We start from the raw sequence: 13,885 nt of genomic DNA, 5'->3' as shown, positions 1-13,885 counted from the left end.
AGTGCCATGCAAGCTTCGCCATTTCGTTTAACGTTCCGCAGCCTATGTGCGGCGGTGTTCATCGGTTTACCCACCGCCTCCTGGGCAACCTCTGACGCAGCGATGCGCGAGGCACTTGAAGCAGCACGCCAACAGCAATGGCAACAGATCAATGACCGTGCGATAGAAGGACATATCCTCAGCGGCTACGTTGACTACCACCGCCTACGTAGCCAGTTGCCTAATGCTGCCCCCAGTCAAGTGCTGCAGTTTATCGAGCGCCATGCTGATTCACCGCTATCAGAATGGATACGCGGCCAAGCGATAGCAAAGTATGGTTATGCGGGTCGATTTGGCGACCTGCTTGCCGTTGCTGACGGCGTACCAGCAGGCACCGCTCGTCAGTGTTACTACTACACTGCCCTCTTGAATAGTGCGCCTATTGAAGCTCGCGAAGCGGGTCTTGAGCTGTGGCGTGTGGGTAGCTCTCAGCCTGACGCTTGCGATTCTCTATTTAATCGCCTTCGCGCGGATGGCACCATTGATGCCACGGCAATTTGGGAGCGTAAAATGCTCGCCTGGCAGGCGGGCGAAGAGCGCTTAAGCAACTATCTAGGCGGGTTACTGAGCAGTCAGTGGCAAACAGCACTGACTACAGCCGAAACGGTCAAAAGCTCACCAAGCGCACTTGCCTCAGCGCCTACCTGTCTTGGCCCTGAATGCGCTGCCACGGCGGCGTTTTATAAAGCCGCCATGCAGCGCTACACGCGAGAAAACACTCCAGCAGCCTTCTCAACGTGGCAAGCCATTGGGCCACGCCTCAACTTAGCCCATACTGACCGCCAAGCGATCGAAGAAGAACTTGCGTTTTATGCACTCGTACGCAACGTTCCTGGCACCCTTTCCTGGGTCGACAGCGTCCTACCCTCGCTGAACAGCGAACGCGTATTAGAACTGCGCGTTCGCGACGCTCTGGCCAAAAGACAGTGGACCGATGTCGTCCAGTGGATCACCGAAATGCCTAGTAGCCAGCAGGAAAGTAGCCGCTGGCAGTACTGGCTAGCCAGGGCCAATGAGCAACTGGGTAATCGTGAAGCAGCGTTAGCGCGTTACCAACAAGCAGCAATCGACCGAAGTTTCTATGGCTTTGCTGCTGCCGAAAAACTCAACCAACCCTACCAGCTCAACTTAGAACGCAACCATTTTGACGAAGCCACCAGGGCACAAACGGCACGCCTGCCGGTGGTTCAGCGCACCGAAGCACTCCTACGTATAGGCGAAGATGGGTTAGCCAACAGCGAGTGGCTATATGCCGTACAGAATGGCACACCTTATCAGGCGCGGGCGCTCGCCGATTACGCCGCTCACCAGCAGTGGCATGCTCGCTTAGTGCAAACCACGATTGCAGCTGAAATGTGGGACGCGCTGGATTGGCGTTTCCCAGCGGCTTATCGTGACAGCTTTCTACATTGGGGTCGCATAACCGGCGTTGATCCTTATTTACTGATGGCCATCACCCGCCGTGAAAGCGCCTACAACCCAGTCGCCCTTTCGCCTGCTGGTGCCCGAGGGTTAATGCAATTAATGCCAGGTACTGCGAGCCAAGTTAGCCGCCAACTGGGGCTAAATGACCCAGGTCCCTATGGCGTTTTGGAACCTGAGCTTAATATTCGCTTAGGTAGCACCTACTTGCGCGACAAGCTGGAACGCTATCAAGGCAATCGGTTAGCCGCTACCGCCGCTTATAACGCAGGGCCAGGCCGAGTAGATCAATGGCTGGGCAACAACAGCATGGAATCATTTGATCTGTTTGTAGAAAGCATCCCTTTCCGGGAAACCCGAGATTATGTGCAAGCCGTATTGAGCTACCGGGTTATTTTCGAAAGCCTGGCAAACGGCGGCAATAGTGAGGGCGTCTCGCTGCTTAGTGAGAGCGAGCAGGCCGTTCGCTATGATCGCGCACTGCTTGTAAGCCGGTAAACTTGCCCACCCTTCACTAACATAGCGCCCGGTCATACCGGGCGCTGTTCTAACGCTAAACGAACGCCAAATACCACTAGCACAACGCCTGTAGCGGCATTGAGCGTTTGTGCAAAACGAGCGCTCGCTAGCCATTTACTTGCCCCCCCCACCATTAACACCACACTAATTTGCCAGATATTGGCAATCACGAAATGAACCCCTGCAAGCCATAGTGATTTCAGTAGTGCTGGGTCCGTAGGCGAGATAAATTGGGGTAAAAAGGCCATGTAGAACACCACGGTTTTGGGATTCAAGACATTGGAAAGCAAGCCTTCTTTGATGGGTTGCCAAAATGGCACTGGTGAGCCACTTTTCATTACGCCCTGCACAGGCAAGGGAGTGCCACGACGCGCCGCCAGCAAGCTGGAGATGCCCAACCAAATCAGGTAAGCCGCACCCACCAGCTTTAGCATATGAAATGCCCAAGCTGACTGCAGCAGTATCAGTGAAATACCCAAGGCTGAAATAGTCGCGTGGACGAACAGCCCGCAGCAAATAGCGATGCTTGTTGCAATGCCATCCCGGACACCACCACGGGCGGTGTTGCGGATGACAAGCAGCGTATCAACCCCAGGGCTTATTGATAGCAGCGTTATCGCCACAAGAAACGAAACAAACTGTGCATCGATAAAACCAAGTTGCATCATGAGAGCAAGCTCACCAAAAGTTAAAAAATCTTAAGTCCGCAGCTGGACGTCTGAATTATTTGCTTCTACAGTAATTTTGGCAGGCATTCACAACGAATGCTCGCTCAATCATTAAGCATGTTAAGGATATGGACGATGGCAACTGGCACTGTCAAGTGGTTCAACGAGACCAAAGGTTACGGCTTCATCTCTCCTGATGACGGCGGTGACGATCTATTTGCCCACTTCTCCGAAATTCAAGCTGAAGGTTTCAAGACCCTGCAAGACGGTCAAAAAGTCAGCTTTGAAGTAACACAGGGTAAAAAAGGCCTTCAGGCTTCCAACATTCGTCCGGTCTAACGCCAGAGGAATAAAACAAGGCCCGCTCAAGCAGCGGGCCTTATTCGTATTTACTGATTATGTCAGTACGCTACTCTTGAACGCGCTCTGCTTCTTGCTCCTCACCAATACTGTTCATGCTTTCACTGACTGGCTGCTCACGCTCCAGGGCCTCAAACTGTTCTTCTAAACGCTTTTGCGCTTCTTCAAAACGACGCTCAGTATCTTCGATCAACGCATCTACGTCAGTTGCTTCTAAGTTCGTATCTAAGTCAGATGTACCGGGTAAGCTGGACTCCGTTTCCCAACTTGGAGTAGGAGCGTCGCCATCCATTGGTTCTATGGCTGGTGTCTGCTGTTCTACTTCTTGAAATTGCTCATCTAGACGACGCTGAGCTTCTTCAAAGCGGCGCTCGGTTTCAGCAATGACGTCATCGACATCTGAACGAGTGGTTTCGCCAGGCATGGCACTGGCTTCATCGAGTGCATCTTCTGGGTCCGCTGCAAGCGTGTCTTCCCCCGCCTGTACATCTTCATTATTGAGTGAGGTTGGCTCAGCCGATGTTTCATCATTGCCATCTCTCAGTGCTTCCGCTTCCTCAAGCTCCTCTGCCGCTTGACGTGCCTCAATATTATCCTCGACATCATCAGTACTAGCGGACTCATCTGTCTCTTCGCTACTGTCTGCAGCAGTAGGCTCCTGTTGGGCGCCAGCATCACTACTAGTGGTGCTTTCTTCACTTGCAGTCGTGGCCTCTTCCTGAGCATCGCCGCAGGCGCTTAGCAGGAGCGCAAGGCTGGCCAGTAGTGGCATCCAAAAGCGATTTACCATTAGGTTTTCTCCTTAATAGTGATTCAAATAATAAAAAACGATCATTGGCGATCATTAGCCGTCAATAGTGAACACCCTTCCGGTAGTAGTACTTTCAGGGCAAGGGGCACTACTTCGACGCAAAATTGCTCATAGCGGCGTGCCTCTCCGTCTAAGGTTAACGGCCAAGGCTCTTCATCTTGCTGAGTCGTCACCGACAGCTGACTGGCGGTAAAATAACGCACAAATCGCCCTTCGGCAGGAAACTGCTGCAGCTCACTTAGCAACGTCGGCAACTCGGCCGCTGATGAAAAATCCTTGACTAGCAGTACATCAAAACGACCATCGTCAAGTTTTGCCCTTGGTGCTAATACTTGCCCCCCGCCGGACTGGCGACCATTGCCCAGTGCGAGAAGTAACAACGATGCTTCTTGTTCCTGGTCTCCCCAATGCAACGTGCCGCGATAGCTACGGTGCCGCCATGCTTTTAAAGCGCCCATTAGGGAATATGCGCCACCGCCTAACATGCGCTTCAACGTTTTGGGGGTTGATGAGGTAATTTCAGCGCCAAATCCACCGGTTGTCATGTTGACGTAATAACTAACCGCTTCTTCTGCGCCTGACTGAGCGGTCATTCTGATCACATCAATCGGCGATGGAGACAAGTGTCTTGCAGCCTCAAGCGCTGACCCTGGCTCTAGCGGCAAGCCGAGGGAAGTAGCAAAATCATTGGCACTACCTAAAGGCACAATGCCTAGTGCTGGACGCAGGTCATGAGCAATTCGCATCAACCCGTTAACCACCTCATTAACGGTACCATCGCCACCGCAGGCAATGACCCGTGTAGCGCCTAACTCAACCGCCTGAGCAGCGAACTCAGCGGCATCACCACCTTCCCAGGTCGAACGTACGGTAATCGACATCCCTGTCTTGCGCTGCTCTTCAACAGCTTCGCGCAGCGCCGGATTTCCGGCAGACTTACCGTTAATAATCAGTAAATAGTGCTGCTGTGTATCTGTCACCGGCGCTTTCCCTCTCCATGGTTAGTTCGCTGGCATATCTTATGCCAACGCTTTCTCAACAACTTCGAACACGTTGGACGATAGTGGCTCTTGCTTAATACGCACAAGCTCATCGCGCATTAGCTGTTGACGTTCTTCATCGAAACGCTGCCACCGCGTTAACGGCGTCACCAGACGTGCGGCTATTTCGGGATTCAAGCGATTCAGCTCGATAACCACATCGGCTAACAGCGCGTACCCCTTACCGTCTAAACGGTGGAAATTTACCCGGTTTTGGGCAAATGCGCCTATCAGAGCGCGCACTTTATTAGGATTCTTAATTGAAAATGCTGGATGCTGCATTAGATATTGAACACGATCGAGAACATCCGCCTGCGGGCGAGATACCTGTATGGTAAACCACTGATCCATTACCAACGGGTCGTGTGCCCATTTTTCGCCAAATGCTTTCAATGCCGGAGACGCAATATCATCACGGTCACTGTGTACCAATAAGGTGAGCGCGTGCCGAACATCGGTCATGTTATGTTCCGCAGCGAACTGCGTTTCACAAAGCACAATACCCTCTTCATCCTCAATCGACATTAGATAGGTTAATGCAACGTTTTTGAGGCTGCGCTGGGCAATCTGTTCAGGCGTTGGCGCGTAGGTCTCATTGCTTTGGTTCGCTTTATACACGGCGACAAATTCATCACGAAGCGCAACGGCTAACGACTGACGCACAAATTCGCGAGCGGCGTGTATCGCGTCCACATCCACGATCGGCTGCTGCTCGGCAATATAGGCTTCAGAGGGTAGCGTCAGCATTTCGGCAAGCACCGCTTTATCGCTCATAGAGCCGGTAAGCAGTGTTCTAAACGCTTCAACAACACGGCTATCCATTACCTTTTCCACGCCGTTACGATGCGCGGCGATCAGATCATCTAACGCCAGCATAGCTAGCCGCTGACCCGCATCCCAACGGTTAAAGCCATCGCTGTCATGAGTCAGCAAAAACGCAAGATCTTCCCGTGAATAGGGAAAGTGTAGTTTTACGGGTGCAGAAAAATCGCGCAGCAGTGAAGGAACAGGTGCTTCAGCAACATCAGTAAAGACAAACGTCTGTTCATCTTCAGTGAGATGAATAACAGCATCTTTACCTAGTTTTTCACCTGACATTGTTAATGTCAGGTCCTGCCCCGACTTGGTTCCCACTAGCCCCATACGCACAGGAATGTGCAGCGGCAGTTTGTCTGACTGCCCGGGGGTCGCGGGGGTACGCTGACGCAGGGTGAGATGGTACTCCGCATGAGCGTAATCGTACTCACCATGCGCATCGATTTCAGGCGTGCCCGCCTGGGAGTACCAGCGCATAAATTGACTAAGATCCGCGCCAGACACCTCAGCCATGCAGCCAACAAAGTCTTCAATGGTCACTGCTTGACCATCAAAACGCTCAAAATAAAGATCAGAACCGCGGCGGAAGTCTTCCCAGCCCAGCAAATTGCGCAGCATACGTACAACCTCTGCGCCTTTTTCGTAAATCGTCAGGGTGTAGAAGTTGGTGATCTCGATAAAGTGGTCTGGCCGGATCGGATGCGCCGTTGGCCCAGCATCTTCGGCAAACTGAGCAGTGCGGAAAAACGATACGTCTTGAATGCGCTTAACGGGGGCCGAGTTGGTATCTGCGGAAAAACACTGGTCGCGAAATACTGTAAAACCCTCTTTTAAAGAGAGCTGGAACCAGTCACGACAGGTCACTCGATTGCCCGACCAGTTATGAAAATATTCGTGGGCAACAATCCCTTCCACATTTTGGAAGGCTGCATCCGTCGCGGTATTGGGATGGGTTAATACCGCAGCAGAATTAAATATATTAAGCCCTTTGTTTTCCATTGCCCCCATATTGAAGTCATTCACTGCCACAATCATAAACAGATCAAGATCGTATTCACGGCCATAGGTCTGCTCATCCCACGCCATAGCACGCTTGAGGGAAGCCATCGCATGCTCGGTCTTATCTAGGTTTTCTTGCTCTACCCACAGCTGCAGCGTCACGTTGCGACCGCTCATAGTTTCAAAAAAATCTTCCACCTTATGCAAATTACCGGCAACTAAAGCGAACAGATAACAGGGTTTCGGGTGCGGGTCTTCCCAGGTCGCAAAGTGGCGGCCATTCTCCAGCGCACCTTGATCAATAGGGTTACCATTGGCGAGTAGCACTGGCTCACTGATAGCGTTACCAATCACCGTTACTTTAAAGGTAGCCATCACATCAGGACGGTCGGGGTAGTAAGTAATTCGCCGGAAGCCTTCTGCTTCACACTGAGTGCAATACATGCCGTTAGATTGATATAACCCTTCCAATGCCGTATTGCTGCAGGGAGCAAGCTCTACCTCACTTTCCAGAGTAAAGGCCTCTGGCACATCCGCTATACGCAGCACCTCGTCCGTTAGCTGATACGCGGCATCAGACAAAGGATTACCATCGATAGCCAGTGATATCAGCGTTAGATGCTCACCGTTAAGCACTAACGGTGCTGTTGAGTCAGCGCTTGGATGACGCTCTATTTGCAGTCGTGCTTTCACGCGGGTTGCTGCAGGGTCAAGATCAAACGTCAGCTCGGTATGGGTAACTTGGTAGGCGGGCGGCTGGTAGTCGCTTAAATAAACCGGCTGCGGATCAGACATAGTGCGTGACTCCTATAAACTTATAAATTATTTGATGAGGCAGCGCCTCACGCTGCACCATCGCATTACTGTCGATCGAGATAATTAATCACGGAAGTTATCGAATTGTAGCGGTAATTCAGGCCCCTCCTCGCCACGTAATAGCGCCATCACACTCTGAAGATCATCGCGTTTTTTACCCGTAACGCGCACTTTTTCACCCTGAATTTGAGCTTGTACTTTTAGCTTACTGGCTTTGATACGCTTCACCACATCTTTTGCTTCAGCCTGGTCAAGCCCCTGCTTTAGAACAACTTCCTGACGGGCCTTCACGCCAGACAATACCGGGTCTTGAATATCCATACAGCGGGCATCAATTCCCCGCGCGATCAGCCGATTGCGCAACACATCAATCATTTGCTTCAACTGGAAATCAACCTCAGCCTCAAGTTGAACTTTCTCTCCTTCCAGCGCAAAGCTGGCGTCGACACCTTTAAAATCAAAGCGCGACTGCACTTCACGATTTGCTTGGTCGACAGCGTTAGACGCTTCGTGCTGATCAAACTCTGAAACAATATCAAATGAGGGCATGGCATAATTCCTAGTAAGACATGACCCACTATTCTAGAGCAGCTAGCACCCAACCGGCCAATTCTCTTACATAATGTGTCTCACCAGCTCCAATCTCGACATCTCCAAAACCTGAACAGCAACTCAACTTAGTTATACAAGAGTTAAACTTTAGCAATATTAAATTGGCGCTGAATGGATTACCCTAGCCATCATTGAATCAATCACTTGCCGATGGACACTTACCATGAGCGATCGCGATGCACGTCACAAAGCGTCGATGGAAAAACTGAAAGCCAGAGTTGACGAGAAAGTTGCCAACGCTACTGAACAGCGTGGGCTGTTACTAATAAATACGGGTAATGGTAAAGGCAAAACAACCGCCGCCTGGGGTACCGTCACTCGCTCGCTTGGCTACGGCTATAAAGTCGGTGTTGTACAGTTCATCAAGGGATTATGGGAGTGTGGTGAACGCAATCGGCTAGAGGAGGACTCAAATCTCAGCGTTGCCATCATGGCCACAGGCTTTACCTGGGACACTCAGAACCGTGAGGCAGACACCAAAGCTTGCCAAGAAGTATGGCAAGAGGCTGAAAAAATGCTCGCAGACCCAGCGACTTACCTCGTTGTACTGGATGAAATTACTTACATGCTGAAGTTCGGTTATTTAGATATTGATACGGTTAAGCAAGCACTGGTCAATCGACCGCAAGAACAAACCGTGATTATTACTGGACGCAATGCTCATCGAGATTTGGTGGCAATGGCGGATACAGTAACGGAGATGCAAGAAGTCCGACATGCTTTCAATAATGGCCTTCAGGCCCGTCGCGGTATCGACTTTTAGTTTCAATACAGCTGCTTAAAAGAAAAAAGGGGCGAATGAATCGCCCCTTTTTCAATTACTGGTTTCAGCTACTTACTCACAGCCACACCGTCTATCTATGCATGCTGGCTTAGCCGTCAAACGGGTTACGCAACACAATTGTTTCAACACGGTCAGGGCCGGTTGAGATAATGTCGATGCTGGTACCTACCTGCTCTTCTAAGAAGCTAATATAAGCACGAGCGTTAGCTGGCAGGTCTTCAACCCGCTTAGCGCCCAAGGTAGATTCTTTCCAGCCCGGCAGATCGTGGTAAAGCGGCTCAACGGCTTCATAACCTTCTGAATCCACCGGATTATCTAGAACTTCGCCATCCTTGCTGCGATAACCCACGCACACACGGATATTTTCCAGGCCATCCAAAACGTCAAGCTTGGTTAAGCAAATACCAGAAACCGAGTTGATCTGTACCGCATGACGCAACGCTACGGCGTCAAACCAACCACAACGGCGCGGGCGGCCGGTGGTTGCACCGAACTCGTGCCCACGTTCGGCTAAATGACGGCCATGGTCGTCAAAAAGCTCAGTCGGGAATGGGCCAGAGCCAACACGGGTGGTATAGGCTTTGGTAATACCCAGCACGTAGTCTAAGTAAAGCGGACCAACACCCGATCCTGTAGCCGTTCCGCCAGCCGTTGTATTAGAACTGGTGACGTAGGGGTAGGTACCGTGATCGATATCTAGCAGCGAGCCTTGAGCACCTTCAAACAGAATGTTCTCACCGGCTTTACGAAGGTCATGCACCATACTAACAGTGTCAGTGACCATAGGTCTTAGCTCTTCGGCCATCTGCATAGCGGTGTCCAGCACTTCCTGGAAGTCGACCGCCGGCTCGCCGTGATAGTTCACCAACACAAAGTTGTGGTAGTCCAATACCTCGCCAAGCTTCGAGGCAAAGCGTTCACGATGGAGCATATCGCCTAAGCGCAGACCACGACGTGCTACTTTATCTTCGTAAGCAGGCCCGATTCCACGACCAGTGGTGCCGATCTTAGCAATGCCGCGCGCTTTTTCACGCGCTTGATCTAAGCGCACATGGTAAGGCAGGATCAGCGGACAAGCAGGTGACAAGCGCAAGCGCTCACGTACCGGAACGCCCTTCTCTTCAAGCTCACGGATCTCTTTGATCAGCGCTTCAGGCGACAGCACTACGCCATTACCGATCACACAGGTTTTACCTGGACGCAGCACACCAGAGGGGATCAGGTGAAGAACCGTTTTCTCACCGTCAATAACCAAGGTATGGCCTGCGTTATGACCGCCTTGAAAGCGCACCACTGCAGAGGCTGACTCGGTGAGCAGGTCAACAATCTTGCCTTTGCCTTCATCACCCCATTGGGTACCCAGGACTACGACATTCTTACCCATTATGCACTCGTCTCTTGTGTCAGGGTCGTTGTCTGCCAACGACCGTCAATAAACTCAAGACGGCGGTCACAACTGTGCTCCGCCGGCCCAGTACGCTGCCCAGGCAGCGCTTGAATCACGCGTTCACCCTGCTCACGCAGCGTAGCAATGGCAGCGTTAAGCGACTCTTCTTCTTGGGCAGGCGCCCAAATAGCACCCTGGCTGGGTGAAGCCAACGCCAGCGATGCCAACTGTTTTAAATCCATAGAAAAACCGGTCGCCGGACGCGCACGGCCAAAAGCACGGCCAGTGTCATCATAGCGTCCGCCTTTGGCCAATGCATGGCCATAGCCAGGCACATAGGCGGCAAACATCATGCCGGTGTGGTATTGATAACCACGCAACTCAGCCAAATCAAAATAGAGCGAAACGTCAAAACGCGCCAATACACCTTTATAAAGTGCTTCCAACTGGTCAAGTGCCGCCATCACTGGCGCAGGCGCACCAGCAAGACGGTCTCGAGCCTGCCTTAACACACTCGCATCACCATGCAGCTCACCAAGCGCCATGAGCATATCTGCCAGGGCTGGATCGCTGACACTGCGATGAACTAGCTCAGCTAATTGGCCAGGCGATTTCAGCGCCAGTGCTTCAAACAGCGCCCGCTCCTGCTCATCGCTAAGCGCGGCTGCCTCAACAAGGCTACGATAAATGCCAATATGGCCCAGCGCCAAATGAATTTCATCAGCGCCCGCGGCTTTTAAGCTGGCCAGTGCCAAATGAATAATTTCGCCGTCAGCTTCTAAACCTGCGTGACCAAACAGCTCGACCCCTACCTGCACAGGGCTTCGACCACCCTGGTGCTGGTCGGCTTTAGCGCGCAGCACATTCGTGCAGTAGCACAACCGAACCGGCCCTTGGCGCTTTAGCGAGTGAGCATCCATACGCGCCACCTGAGGAGTCACATCGGCAGATGCGCCCATCATTCGGCCCGTTAGCTGGTCAGTTAATTTAAACGTCTGAAGATCTAGATCGGTACCGGTGCCCGTAAGCAAGGAGTCCAAAAACTCCACCGGCGGTGGCATTACTTGGTCGTAGCCCCAGCAATGGTAGAGATCAAGCAGCGCACGGCGCAGCTCTTCCATGCGGCTTGCCTGAGGCGGCAGCACCTCATCCATGCCGTCGGGCAATAGCCAGCGGTCAGCGATGGTCATGTGAACAATCCTGCGAGACAATGAAGGCCCAAACAAGCAGCTACATTATGACGCGTTTTAGGCGTTCATAGACAAGCGCTAGCGAAATAAGGGCCACAAAAAAACCGGGCGACGCCCGGTTAATATTAAGTCTATCACGTTTGTGCGCCAGATGAACCCCGCTAGGATTGCATAACCGAGCGGGGCTGGCTGCATCCATATTACTCAGCGTTACTGGGAGCAGCGCTGCGCAGATAGCGGAAGAAATCACTATCTGGCTCAAGCACCAGTAGGTTGTCATCACCTGCGAAGCTTTCACGATAAGCGTTCAGACTACGCCAGAAAGCGAAGAACTCCTGATCCTGGCCATAGGCCTGGGAGAAGATCCTGGCGGCTTCTGCGTCACCTTCACCACGCAGCGTTTCAGAACGCTCATTGGCTTGGGCAAGCAGCACCTGACGTCGACGGTCAGCGTTAGCGCGAATACGCTCAGCTTCTTCCTGACCTTGTGCACGCCATTCGCGAGCTTCACGCTCACGCTCAGAGCGCATCCGGTCGAATACCGCAGCCGACACGTCTTCTGGCAAGTCGATACGCTTGATACGAATATCCCGAATCGCCACACCCAGCTCATCGCGCATCAACGCGTCAAGATCAGCGGTTGGGCCTGTCATCAGATCATCGCGACGTTCGGCAATAATTTCCTGAAGATTTAAGCGACCAAACTCGTTACGTAAGCTTTCATCGACACGCGGCTGAATCAGACGAATTGCCATTAATTCATCACCGGCTGTAGCTTCGTAGTAGCGCGTGGGATTAATCACCTGCCATTTAACATAAGAATCGACAATAACCGCTTTCTGCTCAAGTGTCAGATAACGACTGGTATCAGTATCAAGTGTCAGCAGACGCGTATCAAACTTACGGATCGTTTGCGCGATCGGGACTTTGACATGCAGCCCTGGCTGAATATTCTCTTCGATGACTTCACCAAAACGCAGTTTCACAGCACGCTCGGTTTCATCCACAACATACAGGCTGTTACTCGCCAGCCAGGCCACAGCGGCCAAGCCACCTACGATTAGCAGGGATCGATTATTAATCATTTAGCGGCCCTCCCTGCGAATGGGATTACTTGATGACGAGGATGAAGAACTGCCTTGGTTACCCCGCAATGAATCCAGCACTCGTGGATCGATCGACTCACCGCTGCTGCTATTGCTGGAAGATGCACTGTCACTACCCGAGCTTGTGCCGCGCATTTGATCCAACGGCAAGTACATCAAGGGAGCATTTTCACTTACATCCAACAACACTTTGGGAGTATTTCCAAAGACTTCTTCAATTGCATCTAGATACATACGCTCACGCATGATGTCAGGCGCGTTGCGATACTCGGTTAACAACGCATTAAAGCGGTTAGCCTGACCTTGCGCTTCAGCTACCACCGATTCCCGATAACCTTGGCCCTGCTCAACCACACGCTGCGCTTGACCTTGTGCTGCTGGGATAATCGCATTGGCGTAGGCCATACCTTCGTTGATCGTACGCTGACGATCTTCACGTGCGCGGATTACATCATCGAAAGCATCGATAACGGGCGCTGGCGCTGAGGTGGACTCAATGTTAATTGTCTGCAGACGAATACCGGCGCCGTAGGCATCCAAATAGGATTGGAGTCGGCTTGCCACAGAGCTACCAAGAATTTCACGACCAGAGGTTAAAATGTCGATCATGTCGGTGCCGCCGACAACGTGGCGTAGCGCAGAATCCAACGCATTTTCGATAGAAAGTGCTGGATCACGTAAATTCAATACGAAATCACGGGGATTGGCCACTTGATACTGAGCAGAAATTTCCACTTCGACGATGTTTTCGTCACGCGTCAGCATAGACTGCGTTTGAGAAACGGACCGGACACGCGTCACGTTCACCATACGAACATCATCGATTAGCGGCGGATTCCACTGTAGACCAGGATCTACGATGCCCTGATACTCACCAAAACGCAGCACAACACCACGCTCAGACTGATCGACCAGGTAAAAACCGGACGCTGCCCAAATAGCTAAAGCGACAATGACCAGCAGGCCAGGTAGCGCGAGAGAGTTACGCGGCTTACCACCACCGCTTTTACCACTCCCGTTACCGCCACGGCCTTTCTTGCCACTACCACCCAACATTCCGTTTAACTTATCTTGGAATTTCTTTAGTGCTTCATCGAGGTCGGGAGGACCTTGATTATTGCCACCATTATTACCTCCACCGTTGTTTCCGCCGCGATCACCGTCGTTATTACCACGTCGGCCACCACTGCTCCAGGGGTCGTGCTGGTTGCCACCACCAGGCTCATTCCAGGCCATACTTCTTCTCCACTAAGGTGTTCACCTGCACTTAGCCTCACGGTTAGCGAGGCCGGTGCTTTTAATATTATTACTATATA

At 51.9% G+C, this 13,885-nt stretch carries 12 protein-coding genes; 3 read left to right on the top strand and 9 right to left on the bottom strand.

Annotation, left to right across the window (positions count from 1 at the left end):
* Positions 1 to 6: 6 nt before the first annotated feature.
* On the top strand, positions 7 to 1,959 hold the full coding sequence (locus tag L1X57_RS12640; RefSeq protein WP_009721952.1) for a transglycosylase SLT domain-containing protein: 1,953 nt from the start codon (positions 7 to 9) through the stop codon (positions 1,957 to 1,959).
* 32 nt (positions 1,960 to 1,991) lie between these two features.
* Here the strand turns inward: L1X57_RS12640 and L1X57_RS12635 are convergent, their stop codons facing one another.
* The gene (locus L1X57_RS12635) at positions 1,992 to 2,648 is read right to left on the bottom strand and encodes a LysE family translocator (protein ID WP_009721951.1); all 657 of its coding nucleotides are present in this window, start codon (positions 2,646 to 2,648) and stop codon (positions 1,992 to 1,994) included.
* A gap of 135 nt (positions 2,649 to 2,783) precedes the next feature.
* Between L1X57_RS12635 and L1X57_RS12630 the strand changes: the two genes are divergently transcribed.
* On the top strand, positions 2,784 to 2,987 hold the full coding sequence (locus L1X57_RS12630) for a cold-shock protein (RefSeq protein WP_009721950.1): 204 nt from the start codon (positions 2,784 to 2,786) through the stop codon (positions 2,985 to 2,987).
* A gap of 70 nt (positions 2,988 to 3,057) precedes the next feature.
* Here L1X57_RS12630 and L1X57_RS12625 read toward each other — a convergent pair whose 3' ends face one another.
* From L1X57_RS12625 to L1X57_RS12610, 4 genes are all read right to left on the bottom strand, one after another.
* Positions 3,058 to 3,798: a hypothetical protein gene (locus tag L1X57_RS12625; RefSeq protein ID WP_009721949.1), complete on the bottom strand. Its 741-nt coding sequence runs from the start codon at positions 3,796 to 3,798 to the stop codon at positions 3,058 to 3,060.
* Between the two features lie 41 nt (positions 3,799 to 3,839).
* Positions 3,840 to 4,799 (bottom strand): lipid kinase YegS, encoded by a 960-nt coding sequence (gene yegS, locus L1X57_RS12620; RefSeq protein WP_009721948.1) that lies wholly within the window; start codon positions 4,797 to 4,799, stop codon positions 3,840 to 3,842.
* 39 nt (positions 4,800 to 4,838) lie between these two features.
* Positions 4,839 to 7,469, bottom strand: a complete 2,631-nt coding sequence (gene pepN, locus L1X57_RS12615) for an aminopeptidase N (RefSeq protein ID WP_009721947.1) — start codon at positions 7,467 to 7,469, stop codon at positions 4,839 to 4,841.
* 84 nt (positions 7,470 to 7,553) lie between these two features.
* Positions 7,554 to 8,039, bottom strand: coding sequence for a YajQ family cyclic di-GMP-binding protein (locus L1X57_RS12610; RefSeq protein WP_009721946.1), 486 nt, complete (start codon positions 8,037 to 8,039; stop codon positions 7,554 to 7,556).
* A gap of 226 nt (positions 8,040 to 8,265) precedes the next feature.
* Here L1X57_RS12610 and cobO point away from each other — a divergent pair, with 226 nt between their 5' ends.
* On the top strand, positions 8,266 to 8,865 hold the full coding sequence (cobO, locus tag L1X57_RS12605; RefSeq protein ID WP_009721945.1) for a cob(I)yrinic acid a,c-diamide adenosyltransferase: 600 nt from the start codon (positions 8,266 to 8,268) through the stop codon (positions 8,863 to 8,865).
* Between the two features lie 109 nt (positions 8,866 to 8,974).
* On the opposite strand, the gene L1X57_RS12600 is transcribed toward cobO, so the two are convergent.
* The 4 genes from L1X57_RS12600 to hflK form a co-directional block, all read right to left on the bottom strand.
* Positions 8,975 to 10,270: an adenylosuccinate synthase gene (locus L1X57_RS12600; protein WP_009721944.1), complete on the bottom strand. Its 1,296-nt coding sequence runs from the start codon at positions 10,268 to 10,270 to the stop codon at positions 8,975 to 8,977.
* On the bottom strand, positions 10,270 to 11,463 hold the full coding sequence (locus L1X57_RS12595) for an ATP phosphoribosyltransferase regulatory subunit (RefSeq protein WP_009721943.1): 1,194 nt from the start codon (positions 11,461 to 11,463) through the stop codon (positions 10,270 to 10,272). The genes L1X57_RS12600 and L1X57_RS12595 overlap by 1 nt, the downstream gene beginning before the upstream one ends.
* A gap of 200 nt (positions 11,464 to 11,663) precedes the next feature.
* A complete protein-coding gene (gene hflC / locus L1X57_RS12590; RefSeq protein WP_009721942.1) occupies positions 11,664 to 12,548 on the bottom strand; it encodes a protease modulator HflC in 885 nt (294 codons plus the stop codon).
* Entirely contained in the window at positions 12,549 to 13,805 is a 1,257-nt protein-coding gene (gene hflK / locus L1X57_RS12585; RefSeq protein ID WP_009721941.1) for an FtsH protease activity modulator HflK, read from the bottom strand.
* Positions 13,806 to 13,885 lie beyond the last annotated feature (80 nt).

Origin of the sequence: Halomonas sp. TD01 (assembly GCF_923868895.1) — a bacterium.
In the GTDB taxonomy this organism is placed as follows: Bacteria; Pseudomonadota; Gammaproteobacteria; order Pseudomonadales; family Halomonadaceae; genus Vreelandella.
This window is presented reverse-complemented; position numbering and strand designations above follow the sequence as displayed.

Bases quoted from the DNA above. Each gene is read 5' to 3' on its own strand.
- L1X57_RS12630 (WP_009721950.1), top strand. From the start codon at position 2,784: ATGGCAACTGGCACTGTCAAGTGGTTCAACGAGACCAAAGGTTACGGC.
- L1X57_RS12640 (WP_009721952.1), top strand. From the start codon at position 7: ATGCAAGCTTCGCCATTTCGTTTAACGTTCCGCAGCCTATGTGCGGCG.
- L1X57_RS12625 (WP_009721949.1), bottom strand. From the start codon at position 3,798: ATGGTAAATCGCTTTTGGATGCCACTACTGGCCAGCCTTGCGCTCCTG.
- hflC (WP_009721942.1), bottom strand. From the start codon at position 12,548: ATGATTAATAATCGATCCCTGCTAATCGTAGGTGGCTTGGCCGCTGTG.
- L1X57_RS12610 (WP_009721946.1), bottom strand. From the start codon at position 8,039: ATGCCCTCATTTGATATTGTTTCAGAGTTTGATCAGCACGAAGCGTCT.
- L1X57_RS12635 (WP_009721951.1), bottom strand. From the start codon at position 2,648: ATGATGCAACTTGGTTTTATCGATGCACAGTTTGTTTCGTTTCTTGTG.
- pepN (WP_009721947.1), bottom strand. From the start codon at position 7,469: ATGTCTGATCCGCAGCCGGTTTATTTAAGCGACTACCAGCCGCCCGCC.
- cobO (WP_009721945.1), top strand. From the start codon at position 8,266: ATGAGCGATCGCGATGCACGTCACAAAGCGTCGATGGAAAAACTGAAA.
- L1X57_RS12595 (WP_009721943.1), bottom strand. From the start codon at position 11,463: ATGACCATCGCTGACCGCTGGCTATTGCCCGACGGCATGGATGAGGTG.
- hflK (WP_009721941.1), bottom strand. From the start codon at position 13,805: ATGGCCTGGAATGAGCCTGGTGGTGGCAACCAGCACGACCCCTGGAGC.
- L1X57_RS12600 (WP_009721944.1), bottom strand. From the start codon at position 10,270: ATGGGTAAGAATGTCGTAGTCCTGGGTACCCAATGGGGTGATGAAGGC.